12 protein-coding genes are annotated in these 14,960 nt (G+C 68.6%); 1 reads left to right on the top strand and 11 read right to left on the bottom strand.

The features are described 5' to 3' along the window. Nucleotides 1–3: 3 nt before the first annotated feature. Both IBX18_RS25855 and IBX18_RS25850 read right to left on the bottom strand, forming a co-directional pair. A complete protein-coding gene (locus IBX18_RS25855) occupies nt 4–2,277 on the bottom strand; it encodes a cation-translocating P-type ATPase (protein ID WP_194836132.1) in 2,274 nt (757 codons plus the stop codon). Nucleotides 2,278–2,290: 13 nt separating this feature from the next. Beyond that, on the bottom strand, nt 2,291–3,034 hold the full coding sequence (locus IBX18_RS25850; RefSeq protein ID WP_194836131.1) for a zf-HC2 domain-containing protein: 744 nt from the start codon (nt 3,032–3,034) through the stop codon (nt 2,291–2,293). Between the two features lie 142 nt (nt 3,035–3,176). On the opposite strand from IBX18_RS25850, the gene sigC reads away from it, so the two are divergent. Then, nucleotides 3,177–3,743, top strand: a complete 567-nt coding sequence (gene sigC / locus IBX18_RS25845) for an RNA polymerase sigma factor SigC (RefSeq protein WP_107658899.1) — start codon at nt 3,177–3,179, stop codon at nt 3,741–3,743. A 5-nt stretch (nt 3,744–3,748) separates the two neighbouring features. Here sigC and IBX18_RS25840 read toward each other — a convergent pair whose 3' ends face one another. The 9 genes from IBX18_RS25840 to IBX18_RS25800 form a co-directional block, all read right to left on the bottom strand. After that, on the bottom strand, nt 3,749–4,537 hold the full coding sequence (locus IBX18_RS25840) for an ABC transporter ATP-binding protein (protein WP_194836130.1): 789 nt from the start codon (nt 4,535–4,537) through the stop codon (nt 3,749–3,751). Next, nucleotides 4,534–5,580 carry an iron ABC transporter permease gene (locus IBX18_RS25835; RefSeq protein ID WP_194836129.1) on the bottom strand — a complete coding sequence of 349 codons (1,047 nt, stop codon included), beginning with the start codon at nt 5,578–5,580 and terminating at the stop codon, nt 4,534–4,536. Before IBX18_RS25835 ends, IBX18_RS25840 begins: the two co-directional genes overlap by 4 nt. After that, nucleotides 5,577–6,629 (bottom strand): ABC transporter substrate-binding protein, encoded by a 1,053-nt coding sequence (locus IBX18_RS25830; protein ID WP_194836128.1) that lies wholly within the window; start codon nt 6,627–6,629, stop codon nt 5,577–5,579. The genes IBX18_RS25835 and IBX18_RS25830 overlap by 4 nt, the downstream gene beginning before the upstream one ends. Continuing rightward, nucleotides 6,623–10,972 carry an amino acid adenylation domain-containing protein gene (locus tag IBX18_RS25825; RefSeq protein WP_306796413.1) on the bottom strand — a complete coding sequence of 1,450 codons (4,350 nt, stop codon included), beginning with the start codon at nt 10,970–10,972 and terminating at the stop codon, nt 6,623–6,625. The genes IBX18_RS25830 and IBX18_RS25825 overlap by 7 nt, the downstream gene beginning before the upstream one ends. 38 nt (nt 10,973–11,010) lie before the next feature. Then, complete coding sequence (locus IBX18_RS25820; protein WP_194836126.1) at nt 11,011–11,247, bottom strand: phosphopantetheine-binding protein; 237 nt, start codon at nt 11,245–11,247, stop codon at nt 11,011–11,013. 5 nt (nt 11,248–11,252) lie between these two features. Further along, nucleotides 11,253–12,791, bottom strand: coding sequence for a long-chain-fatty-acid--CoA ligase (locus tag IBX18_RS25815; protein ID WP_194836125.1), 1,539 nt, complete (start codon nt 12,789–12,791; stop codon nt 11,253–11,255). Continuing rightward, entirely contained in the window at nt 12,788–13,390 is a 603-nt protein-coding gene (locus IBX18_RS25810) for an FcoT family thioesterase (RefSeq protein WP_194836124.1), read from the bottom strand. Before IBX18_RS25810 ends, IBX18_RS25815 begins: the two co-directional genes overlap by 4 nt. After that, entirely contained in the window at nt 13,387–14,262 is an 876-nt protein-coding gene (locus tag IBX18_RS25805; RefSeq protein WP_228541783.1) for a TauD/TfdA family dioxygenase, read from the bottom strand. Before IBX18_RS25805 ends, IBX18_RS25810 begins: the two co-directional genes overlap by 4 nt. Nucleotides 14,263–14,371: 109 nt before the next feature. Then, complete coding sequence (locus IBX18_RS25800; protein ID WP_194836490.1) at nt 14,372–14,959, bottom strand: TetR/AcrR family transcriptional regulator; 588 nt, start codon at nt 14,957–14,959, stop codon at nt 14,372–14,374. Nucleotide 14,960: the final 1 nt, after the last annotated feature.

The raw sequence follows: 14,960 nt of genomic DNA, 5'->3' as shown, positions 1-14,960 counted from the left end.
CGGCTAGCGATCGAAGCGAACTCGCCGCAGCCGCAAGCTGTTCGAGACCACGAAGAACGACGAGAACGCCATGGCCGCGCCGGCGATCAGTGGATTGAGAAAGCCGAGCGCGGCCACCGGGATGGCGATCACGTTGTAGCCGAAGGCCCACAGCAGGTTTCCCTTGATGGTGCGCAACGTGGCATGCGCCAGCTCGATGGCGTCGGCCACGGCGCCGAGGTCCTCGCGCACCAGGATGACGTCGGCGGCCGCGATCGCGACATCGGTGCCCGCGCCGATTGCCATGCCTAGGTCGGCGGTGGCCAGCGCCGCACCGTCGTTGATGCCGTCGCCGACCATCACCACGCGGCGGCCCTGCTCCTGCATCCGGGCGATCAGCTCGACCTTGCCCTCCGGAAGCAGTTCGGCGACAACCTCATCGATGCCGATCTCGTCGGCCACCGACTGCGCCGCGTAGGCGTTGTCACCGGTGAACATCATGACCCGCAGCCCGAGCCGGTGCAGCCGGGCGATCGCGGCGGCCGCGGTGTCCTTGACAGTGTCGGCCACCGCGATCACCGCGACGACCGCACCGTCCACGGCGACCAGCACCACGGTGCGCCCGCAGCGTTCCTGTTGCCGCACAGCGCGATTCAGATCCTGCGGGATGTCGATGCCCTGATCGTCGAACAGCCGCGCTCGGCCCACCAGCACACGGCGGCCGTCCACCGTGCCGCGGGCGCCCAAACCTGGTAGTGCCTCGAAGGATTCGACGGCGGGCAAGTCCTCGACCAGGTCGCGGGCGTGGCGGGTGATCGCCGCGGCCACCGCGTGTTCGGACGCCGCCTCCACCGCACCGGCCAGGCGCAGCACCTCGGCGGTGCTGAACGGCTCGCGCTCGGTCACCGCGACCACGCTCATCGCGCCGTTGGTGACGGTGCCGGTCTTGTCCAGCACGACGGTGTCGACGTCGCGGGTGGCTTCCAGCGCCTGATGTCCCTTGATGAAAATGCCCAGTTGCGCACCGCGTCCCGAGGCCACCATCAGCGCGGTGGGAATGGCCAGGCCCAGCGCGCACGGGCACGCCACCACCAGCACCGCCAGCGCGGCGGCCGCGGCCCGATCCGCACCGGCGCCGGTGACCAGCCAGCTCACGAAGGTCACGGCCGTCAGGAGGAAGACGAACGGGACGAACACCGCCGACACCCGATCGGCGATTCGCTGCATGCGCGCCTTGCCGGTCTGTGCCTGTTCGACCAGCCGGATCATCCCGGACAGCTTCGTATCCGCCCCTACCGCAGCGGCTTCCACGATCAGGCGACCGGTGAGCGCGGTGGTGCCGCCGATCACCGCCATGCCCACCGTCACGTCGACCGGGAGAGATTCGCCGGTCATCGCGCTGGCGTCGACGCTCGATTCACCCGCTACGACAAGGCCGTCCGTGGCGATGGTCTCACCCGGGCGCACCACGAAGCGCTGCCCTTCCACGAGTTCGCCGATGGGCACACGTAATTCGCGGTCGTCGCGGGTCAGCACGGTGACCTCACGGGCACCGAGCGCGGCCAGCGCACGCAGCGCGCTGCCCGCCGAGCGCTTGGCCTTCGCCTCGAAATACCGCCCCGCCAACACGAATGCGGTGACACCCGCGGCGACCTCGAGGTAGATCGCGTCGCTGGCCCAGATCGCCGCCCAGACCCCGTCAGGGGCCGGCCCGGAACGGTTCGGGTGCAGGAACATGGTGTCCAGCGACCACAGCGTCGCGGTGAGCACGCCGACCGAGACCAGGGTGTCCATGCTGGCCGCACCGGCCTTGGCATTGGCGAAAGCCTTGCGGTGGAACGGCGCCGCCGACCAGACCACGACGGGCAGCGCGAGCACGGTGAGGATCAGCTGCCAGCCGGTGATCCGGGTGGACGGAATGGTGGCGAACATCACCGAGAGATCGGCCAGCGGGAAGAACGCCATCAGCGCGACGACCAGCCGCCGCAGCAGATCGCTGACCTGCACGTCCTCCGGCGTCGAGCGGATCGTCTCGGCGCGGTCGGTGACCGGCGACGCCCCGAAGCCGGTGGCCTCGACCTCGGTGCACAGCTGCTCGGCGGTCAGGTCGCCGACCGCGTCGATCGTCGCGATGCCGGTCGCGTAGTTCACCGAGGCGGTGACCCCGTCGATCTTGTTGAGCTTGCGTTCCACCCGGGTGGAGCAGGCCGCGCAGCTCATGCCGGTGACGGCGAGAGAGATGCGGTTCGGCGCGGTGGTCGAGTCGGGTCGAGTGATCGGGTCGAGCTCGATGGTCATGGAAGTCCGTTCATCACGCGGCGGGATCCTGGGTCGAACGAAGGTGACGGGTGCGCCTGCCGAGCTGGGCGCCCGGCGGCAGCACCAGATCGGTGGGGACCCGGTCGCTGGTCGGTGGCGAGGTGTCCGGGCGGCGGGTCCGGTGCACGACCACGACCAGCACCAGCGCGATCACCAGCAGGCCGTGCGAGAGCACCCGGGAGATCGGCACCACACCGGAGTACAGGTCGGACACGACGAACGCACTCAACGCGGCGACCAGCACACCCAGCACCGGCAGCACGCCCGAGGCGGCATGCGGCCGCAGCGCGCAGTAGAGGAACCCGACGCCGATGGCCAGGCTCCACGCGGTGCTCTCGTTGAGCAGGTGCCGGGTCATCTCGGCGGCGTGGTGGTGGCTCATGCCGAAGTCGACACCGGCGAGTTGGGCCAGCGCCAACGCGCACTGCAACACACCGAGCAGGCCGAGCAGCATGCGGGCGGAAACGGCCCGCGAGGTCGGCACGGCGGCGCGCAGCCTCGACAGCCGCGACGGCTGCGGCCGCTCCAACTCGGCGGCGGCGAAGATCGCGTCGGTCAGGTCCGGCGCGTACGACGAGCCGCCGCGCAACCGCTTCGAGGTCTCCACCGCGGCGACGTACCAGGAGCAGCACTCGGCGCACTGCTCCAGGTGCTCGTCCACCCTGGCCGCGGGAACGGTTTCGCGCTCGCCGTCGATCCGGGCCGACAGCGCCGTCCGGCACACTTTGCACTCCACGTCCAGATTGTCGTCTATCCGGACACCGAAGTTCCCGCAGGTTGCCCTCGGTGGCCACGGTCACCACACCCGCCGTGGTGACGCGGATTACGGCCGCCGGGCCCCTCCATCGGCGCGGTGACCGCCGGTTATTGTCGACACCATGCCGACGCCCGCCGAGGATGACGAGACGACCCGCCTGGCACTGGCGGCGGCGCGCGGCGACCGGCGGGCACTGGAAGCTTTCATCCGGGCCACCCAGAAAGACGTGTGGCGACTGCTCGCCCATCTGACCGAGGTGGGCCGGGCCGACGACCTGACCCAGGAGACCTACCTGCGCGCCCTCGGCAGCATCAAGCGCTTCGAGGGCCGCGCCAGCGCGCGCACCTGGCTGCTCTCCATCGCGCGCCGCGTCGTGGTCGACCAGGTGCGGATGGCGGTGGCCCGGCCGAAGATCGCGCACGGTGTCGACTGGGCCGCGGCGGCCGACCGGCAGGTGCCGCGCCGGGACGGGCTGACCGAGATCGTCGAACTCAACCTGCTGCTCGACGACCTGGCGCCGGAGCGGCGCGAGGCACTGGTGCTCACCCAGGTGCTCGGCCTGTCCTACGCCGAGGCGGCGGCGGTATGCGGCTGCCCGGTGGGCACGGTGCGCTCGCGGGTGGCGCGGGGCCGCGAAGATCTGGTCGCCGCAACACGATTCGGCGGCAGGCGACGCGCGCATGGCTGAGGCCGTCACAGCTCTGCCAAAGGGTTTGCGGCGTAAAGCAATCGGATGATTCCGTCCGCGTGCCTCGTCGCCGTGGCGTGCACGCCGAACACCTTGCGCAGTAGTTCCGGCGTCATCACCTCGAGCACCTCGCCCGCCGCGACGACGCCGCCGTGGTCGAGTACCACCAGCCGGTCACAGCAGCGGACGGCGAGGTCGAGTTCGTGCAGCACCGCGAGGGTGGTGATGCCGGTGGTCCGGATCAGGTCGAGCAGTTCGAAGCGGGCCCGGACGTCGAGATGGTTGGTCAGTTCGTCGAGCACCAGTAGGCGTGGTTGTTGCGCGAGGGCCCGGGCGAGCAGGACACGCTGACGTTCGCCGCCGGACAGCGAGCCGACGGTGCGGTCGGCGTAGGCGGTGACGCCGGTGCGCGCCATGGCGTCGGTGACGGCCTGCTGGTCGGCCGCGGTGTCCCGGCTGAACAGCGCGTGATGTGGATTGCGGCCGAGGCCGACCACTTCGGCGACGGTCGATTCCGGTGCGCCGGAACCGTTCTGGAGTACCGCCGCGGTCGTCTGTGCCGCCGTGCGTATCGACATCCCGGTGATGTCGGCACCATCGATCGCGATGATGCCGGTGGCGGGTCGGAGTGATCGATAGACGGTGCGCAGCAGCGTGGTCTTGCCGCTGCCGTTGGGGCCGACCAGGCCGACGACCGTGCCGGGCGGGACGTGCAGGGTCACCTTGTCCAGGACCGCGGCGTCGCCGAACGTGACACTCACGCCGGCAACCGACAATTCGGCTGAGGCGCTCATGCCGGTCCACCGTTGCGGCGCAGCAGCCAGAGGAAGAACGGTGCGCCGAAAGCGGCGGTGAAGATACCGAGCGGCAACTCGTTGGGCGCGTCGACGGTCCGCGAAAGCAGGTCTACCGCAACCAGATACGCGGCCCCGATCAGGGCGGACAGCGGCAGCACCCGTCGATGGTCCAGGCCGAAGCCGAGCCGGACCAGATGCGGAATCATCAAGCCGACGAAGCCGATACCGCCGGCCACCGCGATCAGCACGCCAGTCAGCAGCGAGGCCAGCACCAGCAGGATGATGCGGAGCGTGCGCACATCGACACCGAGCGCGGTGGCCTGTTCGTCACCGGTGCCCAGCACATTGAGCCTGCGGCCGAAGGCGAGCACAACGGCCACGGTCACCAGCACCACCACGGTGACCGGCCAGAGCCGCTCCCAGCTCGCTCCGGCGACACTACCCATCGTCCAGAACATCACCGCCCGTAGCTCGTTCGGTGTGGCGCGCAATTGCAGGTAGTTGGTGGCGGCGAGCAGGAGGTAGCCGACCGCGACACCGGCCAGCACCAGCCGGGTGGGCACCAGGGTGCCGCGTTGCTGGCCGAGCAGGAACACCACCGCGATGGTCGCGACCGCGCCGCAGAAGGCCGCGGCGCTCACCCCGACACCGCCGAGCACGCCACCGGTCGTGACGATGACGGTCACCGCGCCGAGCGAAGCGCCCGAGGACAACCCGAGCACATACGGGTCGGCCAGCGGATTGTTCACCAGCGCTTGCAGAATCACGCCCGCCACCGCGAGACCGCAGCCGCAGAGTGCGGCCAGGATCACCCGGGGGAGTCGGTAGTGCCAGACGATCTGGTCGACGGTGAAGCCGACATCCGGTGTCTTGCCGGACAAATGGGCCAGGATCACCCGGCCGGTGTCGGCAACCGAGACGGTGACCGAGCCCGCGGCGATCGACAGCAGCATCACGGCGAGCAGCACTGCGGCCGAGATCGCGAGCACGATCGGCAGCGGTGTCGTCGCCAACGGGGCACGGGTGGTGGTGCGGGTCATCGGAACTGCTCGGGGTGCACCAGTGTCGCGATGCGCCGCACCGCGATGTCGTTGCTCGGGCCGAGGTAGATCGAATCCGACAGCACCGCATAGTTTTCGGTCCGTGCGGCCGCCCATTGCGGGAACTGTGCGAGTATGCGTTCGGCGACCGCGTCGATATCGGGGCTGCGGTAGTTGACCACGACGAGCCCGTCGATGGGCGTCACCGCGAGTTGCTCTTTGCTGATCGTCACGAACGTCGTGCCGTCGTCGCGATCGAACGGGTTCACGCCGCCCGCCTTGCCGATCACGTCGTTCCAGATACCGCCCGCCGCGATGGCGGAGAAGTCCGAGGAATCGCCCATGCCCATGCCGGGGAAGACGAGCAGCACGTTCTTTTTGGGTTGTCCGGCAACGAGGCCCGCCGTCTCGGCGATCGCACGCTTCGAGTCGGCGATCAGCCGTTCGGCCCGGCCGGGCACGTCGAAGATGGTGCCGAGGTCGCGGAGCAGCGCGTAGCTGTCCTCGATCGTCGGCGTGCCGGTGACGGCACCGGTCACGCCGCAGTTCGCGCGGGGCACATAGGTATTGGCGCCCGCGGCGGCCAGCTCGTCACGGGTCGCGAAACCCTGGTCGGCGGCGAAACCGCCACCGCCGGTGGATATCACCAGGTCGGGGTGCTGGTTCAGCATCGCCTCGCGGGGGATGTCCTGGAGGCTGTTCGGGGTGATCTGACCGGTCGGCAACGCGTCGATCGCGGCGGCCCGGCCCGGTACGTCGGAGGCGCCGTAGGACTGGGCATTGGCCACCACCCGGTCGGCGACACCCAGCGCGAGCAGCGCGGATACCTCGCCGACGGAACCACCGTTCATCACGACGACGCGCTTCGGTGCCTCGGTGAAGGTGTAGGTCTTGCCGCAATTGTCCAGGGCCACCGGGTATTTGGTGACACCCTCGGTGGTCGCCGCGGACGGCCTGTTGTCCGCCGCGTCGGTGACCGTGGTCGTGCAGCCGGTGACGGCGAGGGTGCTTGCCGCGAGTGCCAGCAGCAGCGCGCGTTTCATCAGCATGGGTGCCTCTTCGATCGTTGCGCCGCCACAGCCGGTGGCGGCGGAAGGAAACGGGTGTCGATCAGGTAGTCGATCCCGGCGAGCAGTGCTGCGGTGGGATCTGGTTGTGGGAGTGCGGGATCGAGTGTGGCGGCGGCGTTGTCATGCCCGTAGCTGACGGCGGCGCCGGGGGAAGTCAGGTGCGTGGCGTGCGCGCGGGCGATGGTCAGCGCATGGTCGTCTCGCGCGGCCGCCTGGTCCGCCATACCGGTCAACCGGGCGTGCCAGATCGGGGCGGGGATTGCGGCGATCGGGTAGCCGCGGTCACGCAGTGCGTCGACGACGGTGGCGAATGTCAGCGGGCGGCGGCTGGTCAGGTGGTAGGTGGGGGCGGTCGGCCGGTGGGCGACAAGGTGGGTGATGGCAGCGGCGACCCAGTCCACCGGCACCAGGTCGACGGTGCCTGTGTCATAGCTCTCGTCCGGGACGGCCGCGAGCACGACCATCGCGCGGATCAGGCTCCAGAACGCGTCGTCCCGGCCGGAAACGCCGGTTACCGAGTGGCCGCCGATGCGGCCGGGCCGGTGCACCGTGACCGGGACGCCGCGGTCGGCGGCGGCGTACACCAGACCCTCCGCTACCCACTTGCTCGCGACATATCCGTTGTGCGGCAACGACATCGCGGCCGCCCGTCGGTCTTCGCGGAGGATCGGTGGGTTGCCGTCGACGGCGAAGGCGGTGTCGACGGAGGACACGAAGTGGACCGGTTTGGTCGTGCCGGTGGTCGCGAGTCGCAGAATGCGTTCGGTGCCTTCGACATTCGCCGGGCGAAGTCGGGAGTACGGCTCGAAGTGGTGGACTCGGGCGCCATTGTGGACGATCACATCGACGGTGTCGGCCAGCTGTTGGTAGCGCGTCGGCGACAGGCCGAGCCGGGGGAGGGCGAGGTCCCCTGCGATGGCCGTGACCCGGCTTCCAGGCGGGAATTCGAGACCGTAACGGGTGCAACCCGATTCGATGCGACGTAGTGCCGCGGCATCATCGTCTGCGCGGACCAGGCAGTAGATCTGAAAGTCGGTCCGCTCGAGCAGGGCGGCGAGCAAGAACGCGCCCAGGAATCCGGTCGCGCCGGTCAGCAACACGGTGTGCGGCTGCGTCCGTGGCTCGGCCGTCGCACGGATGGTGTCATCGAGCCGGGCGTCTGCCTCGAGATCCGCTGCCGTCCACGTCGGCCCGTGGTCCCGGCCGGATTCGAGGCGTTCGGCGAGCCCGGCCACAGTGGGTGTGTCGAACATGGTGCGCAGGTCCCACCGCACTCCGAAGGCCTCCCGGACACCGTTGAGCACCCTCGCCGCACGCAACGAATGCCCGCCACGTGCGAAGAAATCGTCATCGATGCCGACCGACTCGACCTCGAGCGCCTCGGCGAACAATCGGGCCAGCGCGCGTTCGGTGGGCGTGCGCGGGGCTCGGTCGGTGGGTTCGGCGTCCGGCGGTGCGGGCAGGGCGGCTCGATCCAGCTTTCCGTTCGTGGTGTGCGGCAGGCGATCCAGCGAGAGGTACACCGACGGCACCATGTAGTCGGGTAGCCGGCCGGCCAGGTGTGTGCGGAGGTGCTGCGCTTCGGGCGCACCCGCGCCGGGCGTGGGCACCACATACGCGACAAGGACTTCGCTGTGGATTCGCACTGCGGCCGCGTCGACCTGCGGGTGGGCGATCAGCGCGGCCTCCACCTCGCCGACCTCGATGCGATAGCCGCGCAACGACATCTGGTTGTCGCCGCGGCCCAGATACTCCAGATGGCCGTCGGTGTGCCACCGCACCAGATCGCCGGTGCGGTAGAGACGACTGCCGTTCGCGTCGAACGGGTCGGCTATGAATCGAGTCGCCGTTGCGGCAGGCGCACCGAGATAACGCTGCCCGACCGGCGTTCCGCCGACGTACAGCTCGCCGACGACCCCAGGCGGTACCGGCCGCAGGTGTCGATCCAGGACGTGGCAGCGGCCGTTGGTGATTGCGGTCCCGATGGATGGTGTGGTGTGTGCGGCGAGGGTCCAGGTGGCATCGACGGTGCATTCCGTTGGGCCGTACAGGTTGTAAACCGAGATGCCCGGCTCGGCGCGTAGTGCGGTCCACAAAGCCGGATCGGCCGCTTCACCGCCGAGCGCCAATACCTCTGGGCGATGGGCTCCGGTGTAGAGCCCGGCAGCCAGCAGCTCGCGCGCGAACGTCGGTGTGACATCGAGGAAGTCGATGCGCTCCGCTCTGATGTAGCGCACCAGGCGGTCGGGGTCGCGGCGTAGGTCGTCATCGATGAGATGCAGCTCGTGTCCCGCGAGCAGCCAGAGCAACCCTTCCCACGCGGTGTCGAAGGTCAGCGATGCGGTGAGCGCCGCCCGCATCCGCCGCCCACCTCGCGCCGCCACGGCGGGCTCGATGAGGTGCTCGCGATGGTGGTGGTACAGGTTCACCACCGAGCCGTGTGAAATCACCACGGCCTTGGGAGTTCCGGTGGTGCCCGACGTGTGGATCACCCAGGCAGGGTGCTCGGGATGCAGGCGGAGCGGGGGATGGGCGTGCGGAACTACCGGTAGGCCACCGCCATCCAGCACGACGGCTCGGTCGCGTAGTGCGGCAGGGATCTTCGGGGCCAGCGCGGTCGTGGTCACGATGGCACTGAGCTCGATCCCCTTGACCAGGCCCTCCAGGAGCAGTGCCAATCGTGCGTCCGGCTGTCCGGAATCGAGCGGGACATAGGTTGCACCGCAGGCGAGTACGGCGAACAGCGCGGCAATCGCGTCGCTGGTGCGGGGAAGCAGTACCGCCACGGCATGACCAGGACGAGTACCCGCTGCGGTTAGTGCTGAACTCAATAGTCTTGTCCGACTGCCGAGTTCGGCATATGTGAGCGTCTGCCGTACGCCGTCGGCACCGGTGGCCACGAGCGCCGTAGCCGTCGGGGTGCGGGCGACCTGGGCGGTCAGCAAGTCGTGCACGGTGCTGTCGTGCAGAGCACGTTCGGGACCGCTGCTGTTGGCACGCAACCACTCTCGTTCCCCAGGTAGAAACAGATCGACCGCAGCGAGGGGTAGATCGGGGACCGCTAGGGTGCGGCGGAGAAACGTCGTGAAGCGCTGGAGATGCGTGGCCAGCTCCGCCGCCGTGTACGAGCTCGGATGGCCGTCGAGATACAGCGTCGGCCCGGCGCCATCCATCCGGTCGTAGAGGTTGAAGACCAGGTCGTCGATCATGCCCGCGGTGACATTGCGGACCGTGCTGGTGCATGCACCGAAGCGCAGGTCGTAGTCGAACAGCATGATGTTGACCGACGGGCCGTACATGCTGCGGTCGCTGCCGACCAGACCGAGGTCGCGGCGCACCTGCTCGCTGCGGTAACGCTGATGGCGGCGGCTGCGGACCAGCTGGCGCGCGACCTGGCCGCTCAGCTCGGTCAGCGTCGGGTCCGCCACGAAATCGGTCCACAGCGCGACACCGTTGAGCGTCATGCACGGCACCCGCAACGCGGGCGTCCCGGTACGCAACATCACCGGGAGCGCGAGACACACCTGCTCGGCGCCGGTCATCCGGTGCAGGTAAGCGGCGACCGCCGCGGTGAACACGTCGGTCCAATTGGCACGCGCGGCCTGTGCGACGCTCCGCAGCAGTGCGACGAGCTCGGAATCGAGCGTGGTGAACTCTCGAAGTGTCCGGCCCGCAGCGGAGGTCGTACGCGGTGCGGCACCGGACAAGGTCACCGGGGCCGGACGATCGCGGAGATAGTCGAGCCAGAATGTGCGATCGCGGTCGAGCTCGGCGGAGTCCGCGTACGCGAGATCGGCCGCCAGCACCGCATCCCAATCCCCGAACGCGTAAGGCGGTGGCGATGTTCCGGCCACCGACGCGGTGTACAGCTCGGCAACCCGACGCGCGATCAGGGCCATGCCGTAGCCATCGAGCAGGATGTGGTGCACCCGGTGATACCAGAGCGTCCGCCGCGCATCGAGCCTGAACACGCTGTGTGCGAAGAGCACATCGTCCGTCAGGTTCACCGGCTGCGAGACATCCCGATCCATCAGCTCGAGTGCTGCGCGCAGCGGATCCGGCTCGCCCGAAACATCTACCACCTGAACAGCCCAGTCGGGTGATTCCGCGATCTGCCGAGGGCCGTCCTCGACGAACCGAATGTGCAGCGCCGCAGCCTCATCGACCGCCGCGTGAATCGCGGCAGCCAACTCCTCGACCACCACTGGGCCCGAAATGTCCAAGTACTCGGCAATATTGAAGACCGCTGAGGCCGGATCGAGCTGTTGGCCGAGCCAGACGCCGAGCTGCGCGGCGGTCAACGGTCGCGCGGCCGAACCCACGGCCCCATCGGCTCCATCGATTGCTCGGGCACGCGCGCTCACGGCGCGGACCGTGGTGCGAGTAGCGACCACCAGGCGGCGAGGGTGGGGTTCTCGGCCAGGTCCACGAAAGCCGCTGCGGCGCCGCGGGACTTCCACCGCTCGATCAAGCCGATCAACCGCACCGAATCGAGCCCGGCGGCGAACAGATCGTCGGTGTCGCCCAATTCGTGCGGTTCGAGATAGAGCAGATCGGCGATGTCCGCGCGCACGCTGTCGTAGGTGAGTGGTTGCATCGCGCTCAGTTGACCTGTCTGTCCCGGTCGGCCCAGAACCGGTCGCGCAGCTGCCAGCGCAGGATCTTGCCGCTGGGATTGCGCGGAATGCGGTCGACGAACTCGAAGCGCACCGGAATCTTGAACCACGCCAGCTGCTCCCGGCAGAACGTCATCAGCTCGCGCACCCGAACCTGCGCACCGGGCCGGCACGCGACGAACGCGTGCACCGATTCACCGAGGATGTCGTCCGGCACACCGATCACCGCCGAGTCGGCCACGGCGGGATGCCGGGCCAGGGCGTTCTCGATTTCGGCGGGATAGATGTTCTCGCCGCCCACAATGATCATGTCCTTCAGGCGGTCTCGGATATACAGGTAGCCGTCGGCATCGACGTATCCGGCGTCACCGGTGTGGATCCAGCCGTCGATCAGGGTTTCCGCAGTCGCCTCAGGCAGGTTCCAGTAGCCCAGCATGGCGGCGGGCGAGCGCAGGCAGATTTCTCCCACCTCGCCGGGCGGCCGCTGTGCACCGGACGCGTCGATGATCTGCACGGACACACTGGGATACGGCCGGCCCGCGGCGGCCAACCGCGGATTGCCCGCCACATGCTCCGCGGGTGGCAGGCAGATCGCGGTGTTACCGGTTTCGGTGAGCCCGTAGATCTGCGCGAACTCGGCGCCGAAGAGCTCCAACGCTTCCCGCAGCAGCGTCTCCGAAATCGGCGACCCGCCGTAGACGACCTTGCGCACCGACCCGACGGCCTCCGGCGTCACCCGCGGTTCGCCGAGGATCAGCCGCAGCATGGACGGGACGACGCACAGGGTGGTGATCCGGGCTTCCTCGATGATCGCCACCGCGGTGGTGCTGTCGAACCGGGGCATCGCCACATTGGTGATGCCCGCCGCGAAACCCTGCATGGCCCACCAGATGCCACCGACGTGGAAGCCGGGGATACCGATGAGATTGCGGTCTCCGTCGCGGAAGTCGATCCAGTCCAGCCCGGCCTGCTCGAGTGCCTCCGCGATGGCGAAGAAGCTACGTTGCGCCAGCACAACGCCTTTGGGCAGCCCGGTGGTGCCGCTGGTGTACAGCTGGATCACCGCGTCGTCGCGACCCGATGGACGTTCGCCGAGATCCGGGTCGGCGACACCGGCCAGCCATCCGGCGAACTCGTCGCCGTCCATGCGGACCGAGCGCACCTGCGGCGCGGCGGATCTCGCGATGTCGGCGGTATCGGCGTCGACCAGCACCAGCGCGCTGCCCGAGTCCCGGATGATGTGCTCGACCTCCGGCGCGGTCAGCCGGAAGTTGATCGGCACCAGCACCGCGCCGAGCCGCGCGCAGGCGAAGAACAGCGCGTAGTAGTAGACGGACTCCTGGCCGAGATACGCCACCCGGCTGCCCTTATCGATGTCCGCGGCACGCAAGGCGCGGGCCAGTCGGATGCTGTCGGCGCGCAGCTGTGCGTAGTCGAGCCCGCTTCCAGCGCAGGCGATCGCAAGGGTGTCCGGGCGATTGCGCGCGTGCTCGGCGAGGATCGAAGACACCGTGGGTGCGCTCATCGCACCGCGCCCATCGACGGTTGCGCCGTTCCCTGCGACGAATGCACAGCGCCCAGTGCGGATTGCGCCGCGTCGAGTGTTTGTTCCACGTCGACGATGGCCAACCGGACCGTGCCCGCGCAGCGTCCCCCTGCGTCGTCCCAGCACCGAAACCACGTGTCCAACGAGGTGAACGGCGCACTATCGATCGAGCTGACGCGTTCCTGGCTACCGGCGAGGACGAACTCCCCGTAGAACCGCCGCGGATCGATCGGCCGCCGGTACTCGCTGTCGAGCCTGGTGATCAGGATGCCGGGCAGCTGGCGCCGCCAGTAGTCCTCCATGGTCCAGCCGCCGAACAGCGGACCGACGCGATGACGCACCAGCACCGCGATGGTCTGGTAGAGCATCTGGTTGTAACAGATGTTCACCTCGACCGAGTTGAGGTGACCGGTCGCGTCGATGTAGCAGGACTCGGCGATCTCGAAAGCGCCGGTGGCCGTTGCTCGTTCGCCCCGCGCCTCGACCGTCAGCTCGCGCAGATAACGGCAGTGCGGCTTGTAACAGCGCAGTACCTCCGACAGCAGCAACGGATCGTTGGCGAACACCTCCGCGGTCACGCCGGGATGCCTTCGTCGTCGTACACGGTGACCCGATGCGACACCGCGGGCTCGCAGGTGGTGTTGTGCAACGCCCGGTGCACGAGGCTGCGGTTGTCCCAGATGAGCAGGTCGCCGCGTTCGAAGGTCTGTAGCCGGATCGCCGGATGCTCGAAGGTGTCATCGAGTTGCCCGGTGGCGAAGAGCAATTCGTGCAGCAGGTCGGGCCGGTCGGTGCCGTCGGCCGCGGTGATGGATTCGGTGAGACCTTCGCTGACGTACACGACGGGCTCCCCGGTGTGCGGGTGCGCGTGCACCGTCGGCAGCGTCACCGGCGGCGTCTTCCGCTCGATCTCGGCGAGCAACTCGGAGACGGGCCGGTAGACATCGCTCGGCCGGATCTTGAAGTATCGGCGGACGCTGTGCGTCGCGACCGTACCGGCGACGGCCCTGCGCAGGTCGGGGCTGAGGTCGCGGTAGGCGCGGGCCAGGTCGATGAAGTAGGTACCTCGACTGTGCGTGGGCACGACCTGAGTGTGGGTGAACGTCAGGTCGAACGGCCGCGCCATGAACTGATAGTCCGAATGCCAGAACTTCCCGGTCTTGGGCACGCCCACCCGCTGCCGGCCGGTGTCGACATTGGACGACACGAACACCTCGGGCACATCCGGGTGGTGGTAGATCGGCTCGTAGTAGCGCACCGGATCGCCGAAACTGCTTGCCAGCGCGACGAATTGGTGCGGGTCGAGCTCGATGCCCTTGATCACCGCGATCCGCTCGCGGTACACGGCGCGCTTGACCGCGCGGACATCGTCGGGCGAGGTGGGGTCGAAGTCCTCGACCACCACACCGAAATCTCCCTGCGGGCTGATCCGCATGGCTGTTCGCTGCATAACCACGTAGTCGGCCAACTACGCCCTGTAGTTCCCGGGCACCTCGTCGGCTGTGAGCTAGCCGACACTCTGTGTGACCGATTGCTGGGCCGACGCCGAGCCCAGTGGGTCAGGCCGCAGGCTCGACGCGGTGACTGTCGATGAGGGTCCGTGCCATCGCTTGGGCACGTCGGGCTGCGTACCGGTCGCCCTCGGTGGCGGACACGATCGAACCCTTCATCAGGATGTGCCAGGACCTGGCGAAGTCGTCGGGGTCACGCAACCCCGCCTCTTCGGCGCGGGACCGGACAACGCCGCGAATGTTGTTCAGGTGGTCGATGCTCGCCCGTCCGGCCGGGTGCTGCGGCCCCATCTCCAGCAGCACATTGATGAACGTGCACGCCTCGAAGCCGTCGGTGCCGAACCAGTCGTCGAGCACGTCGAAGATGGCGAGCAGTCGTTCCTCCGCGGTGCTGCCGAGTCCGCGAGACCGTTGCTCGATCAGACCGAAGGTCCACAGCAGTTCGCGGCGGGCCAGCACCGCGAGGACCAGCTCGTCCTTGGTGTGAAAGTGCCGGTACAGCGTCGCTTTCGCGATGCCGGCCCTGGCGATCACCTCGTCGACGCCGACGTCTCGGATGCCACGCCGAGTGAACAGCTCGTAGGCGGCGGACAGGATCCGTTCGCGGGCACCGACAACCACGTCGTCGCTTGCCATC

The sequence above is a fragment of the Nocardia sp. XZ_19_369 genome (assembly GCF_015355715.1).
GTDB lineage: Bacteria > Actinomycetota > Actinomycetes > Mycobacteriales > Mycobacteriaceae > Nocardia.
The sequence above is the reverse complement of the archived record's forward strand: the minus strand, read 5'-3'. Positions and strand labels throughout refer to the sequence as shown.